The organism is Mesorhizobium sp. M1A.F.Ca.ET.072.01.1.1 (genome assembly GCF_004023325.1).
In the GTDB taxonomy this organism is placed as follows: Bacteria; Pseudomonadota; Alphaproteobacteria; order Rhizobiales; family Rhizobiaceae; genus Mesorhizobium.
This window is the reverse complement of sequence record NZ_RZSF01000211.1, coordinates 1-11,834: the sequence shown is the minus strand read 5'-3', so window position 1 is coordinate 11,834 and position 11,834 is coordinate 1. Positions and strand designations below refer to the sequence as shown.

At 65.1% G+C, this 11,834-nt stretch carries 9 protein-coding genes; 6 read left to right on the top strand and 3 right to left on the bottom strand.

The annotated features are described in order from the left end of the window. Positions 1 to 5,662, bottom strand: a 5,662-nt coding sequence (locus EOA32_RS24685) for a kinesin (protein WP_128373119.1), incomplete at its 3' end; no start/stop codon positions are given. Positions 5,663 to 5,954: 292 nt separating this feature from the next. Between EOA32_RS24685 and EOA32_RS24680 the strand changes: the two genes are divergently transcribed. The 3 genes from EOA32_RS24680 to EOA32_RS24670 all read left to right on the top strand — a co-directional run bounded on the left by EOA32_RS24680 (position 5,955) and on the right by EOA32_RS24670 (position 7,876). After that, complete coding sequence (locus EOA32_RS24680) at positions 5,955 to 6,323, top strand: Hpt domain-containing protein (protein WP_066992375.1); 369 nt, start codon at positions 5,955 to 5,957, stop codon at positions 6,321 to 6,323. Positions 6,324 to 6,430: 107 nt separating this feature from the next. Continuing rightward, positions 6,431 to 6,751, top strand: a complete 321-nt coding sequence (locus EOA32_RS24675; protein ID WP_066992377.1) for a 2Fe-2S iron-sulfur cluster-binding protein — start codon at positions 6,431 to 6,433, stop codon at positions 6,749 to 6,751. Between the two features lie 93 nt (positions 6,752 to 6,844). After that, the gene (locus tag EOA32_RS24670) at positions 6,845 to 7,876 is read left to right on the top strand and encodes an NAD(P)/FAD-dependent oxidoreductase (protein WP_066992380.1); all 1,032 of its coding nucleotides are present in this window, start codon (positions 6,845 to 6,847) and stop codon (positions 7,874 to 7,876) included. Between the two features lie 5 nt (positions 7,877 to 7,881). Here the strand turns inward: EOA32_RS24670 and EOA32_RS24665 are convergent, their stop codons facing one another. Next, entirely contained in the window at positions 7,882 to 9,369 is a 1,488-nt protein-coding gene (locus EOA32_RS24665) for an MDR family MFS transporter (RefSeq protein WP_128373118.1), read from the bottom strand. A 220-nt stretch (positions 9,370 to 9,589) separates the two neighbouring features. Continuing rightward, positions 9,590 to 10,210, bottom strand: coding sequence for a DUF922 domain-containing protein (locus EOA32_RS24660; protein ID WP_128373117.1), 621 nt, complete (start codon positions 10,208 to 10,210; stop codon positions 9,590 to 9,592). 84 nt (positions 10,211 to 10,294) lie between these two features. On the opposite strand from EOA32_RS24660, the gene folP reads away from it, so the two are divergent. The 3 genes from folP to folK form a co-directional block, all read left to right on the top strand. Beyond that, positions 10,295 to 11,146 (top strand): dihydropteroate synthase, encoded by an 852-nt coding sequence (gene folP, locus EOA32_RS24655; protein ID WP_128373116.1) that lies wholly within the window; start codon positions 10,295 to 10,297, stop codon positions 11,144 to 11,146. 2 nt (positions 11,147 to 11,148) lie between these two features. Continuing rightward, positions 11,149 to 11,508, top strand: coding sequence for a dihydroneopterin aldolase (gene folB / locus EOA32_RS24650; RefSeq protein WP_066992392.1), 360 nt, complete (start codon positions 11,149 to 11,151; stop codon positions 11,506 to 11,508). After that, the coding region (gene folK / locus EOA32_RS24645) for a 2-amino-4-hydroxy-6-hydroxymethyldihydropteridine diphosphokinase (RefSeq protein ID WP_128373115.1) at positions 11,492 to 11,834 on the top strand (343 nt) is incomplete at its 3' end. The genes folB and folK, both read left to right, overlap by 17 nt.

Below are 11,834 nucleotides of genomic sequence, written 5' to 3'. Positions count from 1 at the left end.
GTGCCTGCGGCGCCGGGCGCTCCGGCTGAGGCTGCTGCGGCGCCGGCGGGCGGCGCAGCGGCTGCTCGGCGGGGCGAGCGGGCGACTGCGGCGCGGGGCGCAGGGCGCGCGGCTCGCCGGTCTCGCTGCTGCCGCTGCGGCCGGATTTCGCAACGATATCCGACAGTTCCTTGAGCGCGTTAATCTGCTCGGCGACGGCGCGGCGGATGGCCGAGGTCGATTCCTTCGCCTCCTCCGGCATCTCGATGACGCCTTTCTTGAGCTCGGCGCGGGTGAGGTCCAGCTCGCTCTTGATGGAGCCCGCAGTGCGCCGCATCTCCTCGGTCGCGTCGGCGAAGCGGCGCGTCGCCGAATCGACGACCTCGGCGATGGCGGTGCGAATCTTCTCCGCCGATTCCATCGTCCGGCCCTCGGCATTCTGCATCGTCTGGCCCACAAGAGTCTCGAAGGAGCGCATGACTTTCTCGAGGTCTTCCGACTTCTTGACCAGGCCGACGGCGAGGTCTTCCAGCGACGACTGCCGCTCCAGCGTGTGCTCGAGATTGCTCTGCGCGGAGCTCAGCAGGTCCGAGGCGCTGGACAGCAGGCGGCTGTGCTCGTCGAACTTGGTCGCGATCGAGGCGACCTCGCGCAACGTCGCCGACGACAGATCGGTGAGCCGCGTCGTGTTGGAATCAACGAGGCGCGCCGAGCTGGCAAAGGTCTGGGCCGCCTTCTCGGTGGTCGCCGCGAAGCTCTGCGTGCTGCCGCTCAGGCGCTCCTCGACCTGGCCGAGATTGACGGCCGCCTGGTCGATGAGCTGGCTGAGCTGCGCGCTGGAGGTGGTCATGCGGCCGATAAGGTCGGCAACGCTGTCGGCCAGCGTCGAGCGGGCGCCCTCGACCGCCGAGAGCGTCTCCGCGGTACGGTTGGCGAGCGCATTGACGAGGGCCGCGTTTTCGCTGCGCAGCTTCTCGGTCGCCCGTTCGGTGACCTCTTCCATGCTCTTTTGCAGCTCGGAGCCGCCCTGGGCGAAGCGCTCGACCAGGGGACGCGCCGTCTCGTCGAGAATCTTCGACATTTCGGCGGAGCGCGCCGCAAGCATGGTGTTGAGCTCGCGGGTGTTGGCGCCGATGGTCTTTGCCGCCTCGTTGGTGCTCTGGCCGATATGCTGGCCGACCGCGGTGAAGGTTTCGGCAATGACGTTGGCGCGCGAGATGAGCTGCGCCTCGGCGCTGGAGACCTGCTCGTTGAGCTTCTGGCCCATCGTTTCGGCGCCATAGGCGAGCCGGTTCTCGACGCTCGCAACCTGCTCCTCGACACGGGCCGCGGCCGCAGCGGCGCTCGAGGCCAGGCGTTCGTCGGCACCGGCGAGCGCCTGCTCGATCTCGCGGGCGTGGACGGCGAGTTCCTGGCCGGTCTGGCGGGCACGGTCGGCGACGCGCTGCTCGGTGGCGGCGAATGCGCCGACAATGGTGTCGGCATGTTCGCCGATGGTCGAGGTGCTGCTGGCGATGCGCGACACCAAACGGTTGTCGGCGTCGTCGAAGATGCGGGCAATTTCAGACGCCCGCGACGACAGCGCCTCCGAACCTTCGGCAATGCGCGAGATCAGATGCTGGTCGGCGGCGTCGAAGATGCGGCCGAGATCCGAAGCGCGGGCGGCCAGCGCTTCGGCCGATTCGGTGATGCGCATGCTGAGGCGCTCGTCCGCGCCCTCGAAGTTGCGCAGGATGTCGCCGGCGCGGGCTGCGAGCGACTGCGCCGTTTCGACCGCGCGGGCGACCAGTTTCTGGTCGGCGGCGTCGAAGGTGCCGGCGATCTCGCCAGCGCGGGCGGCGAGCTTGTCGGCGGTTTCCTCGGCACGGGCCATGAGCGCGTTGGACGCATCATCGGCGCGGGCCATCAGCATGCTCGAGGTGTCCTGAGCGCGCTCGTGCAGGCGGCGGTCGGCCTGCTCGAAGGCGTTGGCAATCTCTTCGGCCCGGGCGAGCAGCGCAGCCGAAGTCTGTTCGGCGCGTTCGGCGATCTTGCGATCGGCGTCGCTGAAGGCGGCGCCCGCCTGCTCGTGCAGCGTGCTGGTGATTTCCATCACCTTGTCGCGCAGCGCGCCGGCAACGAAGACGGCGGTCTTTTCGAGGACGCCGCGGACATTGTCGACGCCGGCCGAAAGCGCACGCTCCATGGTGCCGGCGCGCTCTTCGATGATGCCGGTCTGGCGGCTGAAGGCCTGCTCGATCTTCTCGACATCGGCAGCGATCGCCGCCGAGATGTCGCTGCTCTTGGCCGCGATCTGGTCGATATGGCCGGACACCGAACGGTCGACGTCCTTGCGCGCTTCGGCGAGCTTGACGAGGTCATCTTCCAGCGCGCGGGCCAGCATGTCGCGGCCTTCGGACAGCTTGCCGATGTGACCGGCGATGACGCCGTCGATCTCCGAGCGGCTTTCCGCCAGCTTCTGCAGATCGGATTCAAGCGCCCGCTTGAGGATGTCGCGACCCTCGGCGAGCTTTTCCACCTGGCCGGAGACCAGCCCGTCGATGCCGGCGCGGCTCTCGGCGAGCTTGGCCAGGTCGGCCTCGAGGGCGCGCGTGAGGACATCGCGGCCTTCCGCGAGCTTGTCCACCTGCGCGGCGACGAGGCCGTCGATCGAGGCGCGGCTTTCGGCGAGCTTGGCGAGGTCCGCTTCGAGCGCACGCTTGAGGATATCGCGGCCTTCGGCCAGCTTCTCCACCTGGCCAGCGACCAGACCATCGATCGAGGACCGGCTTTCGGCCAGCTTGGCGAGATCGTCCTCCAATGCCTTGGACAGGGTCGAGCGGTCCTGGACCAGCCTGTCGGCGTGGGTCTGCATGAGGCCGCTGGCATTGGCCATGTCGGCATCCAGGACGCGCGACAGCTCGGCGCGATGGTCGGCGATCTTCTGCGAATGATCGACGATGGCGCCCTGGATGGTGTTGAGGTCCGCTTCCAGAGCGCGTTTGAGGATATCGCGGCCCTCGGCAAGCTTCTCGACCTGGCCGGCCACCAAGCCATCGATGCTGGAACGGCTCTCGGCCAGCTTGGCCAGATCGTCCTCGAGCGACTTCGACAGCACGGCGCGGTCCTGGACGAGCCTGTTCTGGTGATCGGAGATTGCGCCGCCGACGGTCTGCAGGTCGGCCTCCAGGGCCTGCGACAGCTGAGCGCGTTCCTCCTGCACCTTCTCGGAGTGTCCCGCAATGGCACCCCTGATGGTGTTGATGTCGGCTTCCAGGGCACGCTTCAAGATATCGCGGCCTTCGGCGAGCTTCTCGACCTGGCCGGCGACCAGGCCGTCGATCGAGGCGCGGCTCTCGGCCAACTTGGCGAGATCGGATTCGAGCGTCTGGGACAGCAGGCTGCGGTCCTCGACAAGCCTGCCGGCGTGGCTGTCGATCAGGCTTCGGATTCCGCTCAGGTCGCCCTCCAGCGCGCGGCTGAGTTCACCCCTGTCCTCCGCGAGCTTGGCCGAATGGGTCTCGATCAGGTCCCTTATCCCGGCGATGTCGGTCTCCAGCGCCTTGGCGAGCACGGCGCGGCCCTCGGCGATCTTCTCGACCTGGCCGGCGACCAGGCCGTCGATCGAGGCGCGGCTGTCCGCCAGTTTGCCGAGATCGGCTTCCAGCGCGCGCGCCAGAATGTTGCGGCCCTCGGCCAGCTTGCCGACATGTCCAGCGACCATTTCGTCAATTATGGTGCGGGCTTGCACGAGTTTGCCGGAGTCTTCGTTCAGCGCCTGGGAGAGGCGGTTGCGACTCTCTTGAAGTTGCTCGAGATGGGCGCCGAGCGAGGCGTCGATGGCCGCGTGGGACTCGTTGACCTTGCGCAGGTCCTCTTCCAGCGCGCGAGAGATAAGGCTGCGGCCCTCGGCCAGTTTTTGGACCTGACTGGCCACGACCTCATCGATGCCGGCGCGACTCTCGGCGAATTTCGCGAGGTCCTCCTGCATGGCGGCGGCCATACGGTTGCTGCTGTCGGAGAGCTTCCGGCTGTGGTCTTCGATGGCTTCGTCAATGCCGGCGCGAGCATCGGCGAGGCGCTGGATGTCGGAGTCGAAGGCGCGCGACACGACATGGCGGGCCGCCTCCATGCGTCCGGCGAAATCCGTGGCGCGGGCTTCGAGCATGGAAGAGGTCGACGAGATGATGTCGGCCATGTCGGCACCGATCTGGGTCTTGCCCTGATCGATCATCGACGACAGCTGGTCCTTGCTCTCGGCGAAGGTGTTGGCGATCTCGCGCGCACGTTCAACCAGAGTTTCGTTGATCTGGCGGGCACGCGCTTCGAGCGCGGCATTGAGCTTCTGGGTGCCGGTGTCGAGTGCTTCGGCGCGGGTCTGGAACTCGCTGATCAGCGCCTGGCCGCGCTCGGCCAGCGTCCGCTCGATGCCGCTGAGGCTTGCTTCGAATTCGGAGTTCAGCGTGCGGGCGGCGCCGCCGAGCAGCGAAACCATGCCGTTGGTGCGATCGTCAAGAAGATCGGTCAGCGAACGGGTAAGGCCGTCCGTGGTGTCGGTCAGCTTGGCGATGCGGGTGTCGAGCAGGCTGGCGAAGGCCTCGCCCGAGGTCGACAGGCGGTCGGTGATCGTGTCGAGCCGGGTTTCCACCGAGTCGAAGATCGACAGCGAGCTCTCGTTGATGCGATCGATCAGCGTGTCACCCGAATTGTTGATCGTCATCGACAGCTTGGTCGAGGCATTGAGGATCGAATCGCGGATGATATCGCTGGCGGCACCGATCTCGTCGCGCAGCGTCTCGTGCGCGCCGTGGATCGAAGCGCGCACCCGCTCGGCATGGCTAACGACAGCTTCGCGCTCGCTGCCCAGCCCGTCGACCAGCGAGCGGATACGCGCTTCGTTCTCGGAGTAGGAGCGCTCGATCTGGTTGACTTCGCTGTGGACGAGGGTTTCGAGCTCGACGGCGCGGGCCAAAGTGCGCTCGATGCCTTCGCCCATGGCGGCGACCTCGCGGCGAACGGCCTGACCGATCATCATGACGCGGTCTTGGGCAAGGTTTTCCGGCTCGGCGAGGCGGAAGGCCACTTCGGTCATGGATTGCGCGGCGATGCGCATTTCCTGCGCGCGCCGGATCATGGCGGCGAAGGCCCAGAACAGGATGACCGGGATGATCGCCGCGACCGCCAGGCCGATCAGCTCGGGGCGGGCGAAGAACTGGTCGAGAGTGCGGATCTGCCAGATGCTCGGCCCAAACAGCAGGTTGGCGAGGCCGCCGGCGCCTGCGATCCAGGCGAGTGAAATGAACGCGATCACCCAGTAGACGGTGCTCGAAGCGCGCCGGTTGAGGCCATGCAGAAGCGTCCGGTAATCCTTTTGGCGATCGTCATTGGCCGGCGTGAAACCGGCGGGAGCCGGCGTAAAACCGTTCGGTTGCGAGGCGCGCGATTCGAGCGGGCGCAGTTCCGCCGGCTTCGGCTGGGGCGCCGCCTTCGCGGCCTGAGGCTCATTTGCCGGCTCGATTCTATGGCTGCGGCCTTCGCGCGCCAGTTCATCCGCGGCCGCCGAAATCTGGGCCTCAAGATCTTCCATCGACGCCGCCATGTCGAGCCCGCCTTCGTTGCCGTTCAGGTCAAGGTCAAGCGCCTTTTCCAGTTCCGCGGCCACGTCGCTCTCGAGAGATTTGGTCGTCGTCGGTTTCTTAGCCATGCCTTCGCTACCCTGTACTAGCTGCCGCGGGACTTATGATTTTGGCCTGATTCTGGCTTGTCTGGTCCCAGACAGGAGGCTGAAAATGGACGTTCGTATCGTAATGACACACACGGGTAAAGAAAACATGCATTCCCGGCGATACGTAAAACTTTAAATATAAGGTTAACGGGAGCGTGATTTGGCTGCCTCCGTGACAACATTTTTCCCCGGCAATCGTTAACCCGTTGGCGACGGGAATCCGCCTATTTTTGGGCCGCCGGCCGGGCCCCTTCTTGGAGTAGCAGTGCGTATGCGTGGCGAGATTGGTATTGCGTTTTCCATGCCCGGCGGCGACGTGTCGGGAACGGCAGGTTCGCGACCTGTGGATATGGCCCACCTTGCGCGGCAGACGATGGATGATCGCGCGCTCGAACAGGAGGTGCTGGCGCTGTTCGTGCAGCAGGCGCTTTCGGTGCGCGACAAGATCGTCGATGCCGATGCCAAGGAACGGGTGCTCCTTGCACACGGCCTGAAAGGCTCGGCCCGCGGCATCGGCGCCTTTGCCGTCGCCGAATGCGCTGCAGCCATTGAAAAGCAGCCTGAGGATGGTCGCATCCTGAGGAAGCTGGGCGTGCTGATCGATGAAGTGCGGGACTTCATCGCCGCCATCAGCCGGTAGTCCTCCAGGGAGCACATCCAGAAAAAACGTCATGCGGTGGCGCTTTCGCGCCGCAGTTGACTTGTCCGGCGGAGTGATTATCTCGGCTGCGACTCCTCAGGTGACAAATGGCCAAGCTGACTTACATCGCCAATGACGGTACTCAATTCGACGTGGAGGCCGAGAACGGCTCGACCGTCATGGAAAACGCGATCCGCAACGCGGTGCCCGGCATCGAGGCCGAATGCGGCGGCGCCTGCGCCTGCGCGACCTGTCATGTCTATGTCGACGAGGCCTGGACGGGCGAGGTCGGCGAGCCGGAAGCGATGGAGGAGGACATGCTGGATTTCGCCTACGACGTCCGGCCCAACTCGCGCCTGTCCTGCCAGATCAAGGTGCGCGACGCGCTCGACGGTCTGGTCGTGCGCGTTCCCGAACGGCAGGGCTGAACCAAGTCTCCATTTCCAATTTTGCCGTGGCTGCTTGGCAGCGAGCCAATGCTCATGCACTGTCGCCAGCATTCCCAAAATGGGGCGGAGCTGATGACGGACACGATCAAGACGGACGTACTCATTGTCGGGGCAGGGCCGGTCGGCCTATTCGCCGTGTTCGAGCTCGGGCTCTTCGACATGAAGTGCCATCTCATCGACATCCTCGACCGTCCCGGCGGGCAATGCGCCGAGCTCTATCCGGAAAAGCCGATCTACGACATTCCCGGCTGGCCGATGATCACTGCCCAGGGTCTGGTCGACAAGCTGCTCGAACAGATCCATCCCTTCAAGCCGGACTTCACTTTCAACCGGATGGTCTCAAGCCTCGAAAAGCTCGAGGACGGCAGCTTCCGCGTCACCACGGACGAGGCTGAGGTGTTCGAAGCCAAGGTGGTGGTGATCGCCGCCGGCGGCGGCTCGTTCCAGCCCAAGCGACCGCCCATCCCGGGCATCGAGAGCTACGAAGGCAAGAGCGTGTTCTACTCGGTCCGGCGCATGGAAGATTTCCGCGGCCACGATCTCGTCATCGTCGGCGGCGGCGATTCGGCGCTCGACTGGACGCTCAACCTGCAGCCAATCGCCAAAAGCGTGACGCTTGTCCACCGGCGCCCGGAATTCCGGGCTGCGCCCGACAGCGTCAACAAGATGTATGCCATGCAGGAGATGAAAGAGCTGGAATTCCTGGTCGGTCAGGTGAGCGGGCTCGCGGGCGCCGACGGCCAGCTCTCGTCCGCCACCATCAAGGGTGGCCCCGATGGCGATATCGAGGTGCCATGCACCCGCATGCTGCCGTTCTTCGGCCTCACCATGAAACTCGGGCCGATCGCCGAATGGGGGCTGAACCTGCATGAGAACCTCATCCCGGTCGACACCGAGAAATTCCAGACGTCGGTTCCCGGCATCTTCGCCATCGGCGACATCAACTGGTATCCGGGCAAGCTGAAGCTGATTCTGTCAGGGTTCCATGAGGTTGCCCTGATGGCGCAGGCCGCAAAACGCATCGTCAGCCCGGGCGAGCGCATCATCTTCCAGTACACGACCTCGTCGACCAGCCTGCAAAAGAAGCTCGGCGTCCACGATTGACGTGATCATTCGGCGAGCACGGGCGCTGCGTGCTCGTCCTTGCCGCGCAGCGGCTTTTCCGGCATCAGCGCCAGCGCGATCAATGCCAGAACAAGAGTGATGCCGGCGGTGAGGAAGATCATCACGAACGGCATTGCCGATGTCAGCTCGATATGCGTCTGCGAGCCCTCGGCGGCGAGCGGCAGGCCGTAGCCGAGCGCGACGGCGCCGAGCAGGGCGACGCCAAGCGCGCCGCCCAGTGTGCGCAGGAAGGTCAGGACGCCGGTCGCGACACCGAGATGGGCGCGATCGACCGCGTTCTGGACCGAGACGGTGCTGACCGGGAAGGTCGTGCCACTGCCGAGGCCAATGAGGGTCGTCAGGATTTCGACTTCGAGCAGCGAGGCGTGTGTCGCAATGGCACTCAGCACCCCGATGCACACGATCGCCAAACTGACGCCGACCATGGCAATGCGCTTGTAGTGGACGAAGCGCGGGATCATGCGGCCGCTGAAGGTGGCACCGGCAACGGTGCCGAGCAGCAGACCCAGCATGGCGATGCCGGATTCGCTGACCGAGAGCCCGACGACCGATTGCAGATAGACCGGCAGGTAAACCGACGCCCCGATATTTGCCGCCTGCAGCAGGAACATCGACAACGTGCCGGCGAGCACGATCCGGTTACCCAGCACTTCGAGCGAGATCAAAGGCTCACTGGCCCTCAGCAGCCGCAGCGCGAACAATGCCCAGAACGCGGCCGAGCAGGCCACCAGCTCAAGGATTTCCGGCGAGAACCACGGATAGGTGCTGCCACCCCAGTTGAGCGCCAGAAGCAGCAGCGCCGTGGCGATCACCAAGAGCACTGCGCCCAGCCCGTCGATGCGGTGATGTTTGGCCGCGATCGGCAACTTCTTCAGCGGATTGTTGATGATGGCCATCGCCAGGAAGCCGATCGGCAGGTTGATCCAGAAGATCAACGACCAGTGGAGATGCTCTGCGAAGACACCGCCAAGCAGCGGGCCGGCGACGCTGGCGACCGCCCAGGTGCCGGAGATCCATGCGGCGTAGCGGGCCCGCTCGCGTGGCGGCACCAGATCGCCGATGACGGTTTGCGTCAGCGCGAAAAGGCCGCCGCCGCCGGCCCCCTGGATCGCCCGGCCGATGACCAGCACCAGCATGTTGGGGGCCAGGGCGCTGACCAGCGATCCCAAAAGAAAGATCAGGATGGCGGCGTAGATGACCGGCCGGCGGCCGTAGACGTCGGAAATCTTGCCGTAGAGCGGCGCCATCGCAGTGGCCGTCAGCAGATAGCCGGTCACGATCCAGGGCAGGTATTCGGCGTGGCCGAGCGCGCGCGCGATGGTCGGCAAGGCAGGCGACACAATGGTCTGGTCAAGCGCCGCCAGAAGCATCGACAAGAGCACGCCGCCGATGATGGCGTTCTTCTCGCTCTCGCTGATCGACGGCGGGGCCATTGTCCTCATCGTCGTGCGATTGTCGACGGTCTGGTCCATGCGTCACTCTTTCAAGGTCGGTGCGCCGTCGGCAAGAAGCAGCCGGTGCGGGGCGTCCTGCGCCCGTCATTCGTATCTCGGTTTCCAAAGTCCGCCGGACGGCAAACCCGATATATGTCGGTCGATATAGGCCGTTTTCGACCGATGCTCGAAAGTTTTTTGGAATCTGGCACCATTGTTTCGGCGGTGTTGGCTTTCGCCGGCACCACCGGTCCAATGGTCAAGCCGGCGGCAACCGCCCGCTTTGGGTGCGCTGCATCCGGTAGCGCAGGAGCCGGATGATTCGGCTCTCGAAATTGACGCTTTCGACGCGGTCGAACTGCACCTGGGCGCGATCGTGCTTGGCGAGGATGGCGGCCGAGATCTGGGCGGCCTGGGCCTTCGCGGCTTCGCAGGTCCTTTGCGGATAAGTCGCCTTCAGCGCGTCCTCGAGTTCGCGCGCGTGATTCTTGGCGATCTCGACATGGCGCTCTTCGTGGCGCTTGATGTCGGCCGACAGCGTATCCCAGAACAGCCTGACCTGCGGATCCGCCTTGCGCGGGCGCCGCCATTCCGGGAGGATCACCTTGACCTTCACGGTCACCTGCGCGTTCGCGATCCGGCAGGAATTCGCGGCCTGCGCGTAGCTGACGCGGGTGGTGAAAGCCATCTGCGTTGCGCCCGGATGCCGGGAGCCGGTGCTCTTCACTTCCGGTCCGTTTTTCGTCAGCTGTTTTTCGATGTCGTCCAGCGTGCGGCCGCCGACGCTGAAATAGCTGTAGGTCTTCACCAGATTCGCCGTGGCGGCCGGCGTTGCGGCGAGCGTGAGCATCAGGGCGCAGAGCAGGGAACGGTTCATCATGTTGCCTCTTCACGCACCTTGCTTTACGGCCGTTGCCGGCGCAACGAAATTGATTTCGCGCGGATCACGCATGGTTGATGGACAATGACGACAAGGCGGTGGCAGCTCGCGCATGGACGCCATCTCGACCTCGGCCCCAAGTCGGTCGTGGTCGGCATCCTCAACGTCACGCCGGATAGTTTTTCCGACGGGGGATTGTTCATCGCGCCGGAGAAGGCGATAGCCCAGGCGCGCCGCATGGCGGAAGAAGGCGCGGCCATCATCGACATCGGCGGGGAATCGACGCGGCCCGGTTTTGCCCCGATCAGCGCCGAAGAAGAGCAGGCGCGGGTGCTGCCGGTCATCGAGGCGCTCGCGGCATCGGGCGAGGCGCTGATTTCGGTCGACACCTATCGCGAGGCCACCGCGCGGCGGGCCGTCGCTGCGGGGGCGCATATCGTCAACGATGTCTGGGGACTGCAGCGCGAGCCCGGCATCGCGAGAGTCGCGGCCGAGACCGGCGCCGGCCTCATCATCATGCATACCGGCCGTGAACGCCAGAAGCTGCCGGACGTGATCGAGGACCAGCTTCTGTTCCTCAGCAAATCGCTGGAGATCGCGCGCGCCAGCAATGTTGCCGAGGACCAGATCGTGCTCGACGCCGGTTTCGGCTTTGCCAAGGAAACGACGGAGGAAAATCTCGATCTGATGGCGCGGTTCTCCGAGCTTCAGGCGCTCGGCTTTCCGCTGATGGCGGGAACGTCGCGAAAGCGTTTTATCGGCGGCGTCACCGGGCGCGAGCCCGCAGAGCGCGCTGTCGGCACCGCGGCCACGAGCGTCATTCTGCGGCTCAAGGGAGCCGATCTTTTTCGCGTCCACGATGTCGCAATCAACGTGGATGCGCTGGCGATGGCCGATGCTATGCTGGCGCGAGAAAAACTTCCTCCCGGACGCTGACGATGTATGTCATCCGCATGAAGAACTGCGCCTTCTTTGCCCGGCACGGCGTGCTGGACGAGGAGGAGACGCTCGGTCAGCGTTTTTATGTCGACGCCGAACTCACGGTCGAGCCCAGCCGGCCGCTGGAGGACGATTCGATCGAGGATACCGTCAATTACGGCATCGCCTTCGCGGTGATCGAGAAGATCGTCACCGGGCACCGGCGTTTCCTGATCGAGGCGCTGGCGCTGGAAGTGGCGAAAGCGCTGGCGGCACGCTTTCCGCAGATCAGGAAAGCGGAAATTACGGTGCGCAAGCCGAACGCCCCGGTTCCGGGCGTGCTCGATCATGTCGAGGTGACAGTTGTCTGGCCTCAATAGCGCCGTCTACCTTAGCCTCGGCGGGAATCTCGGCGATCCGGCGAAATCCATGGCCGCGGCGCTGCGCATGCTGGACGGCGACGACAAGACGCGCGTCACCGCTGTTTCCTCACTCTACCGGACGCCGCCGTGGGGCAAGCTCGACCAGCCGGATTTTCTCAATGCCTCGGCCGGCATCGAAACCGCGCGCTCGCCACGCGGCCTGCTCGATCTCTGCCTGGACGTCGAGAGGCGCCTGAAGCGGGTGCGCGAGGAACGTTGGGGGCCGCGCCTGATCGACATCGACATTCTGGTGTTCGGTGACCGGGTGATCCACGAGATGGGTC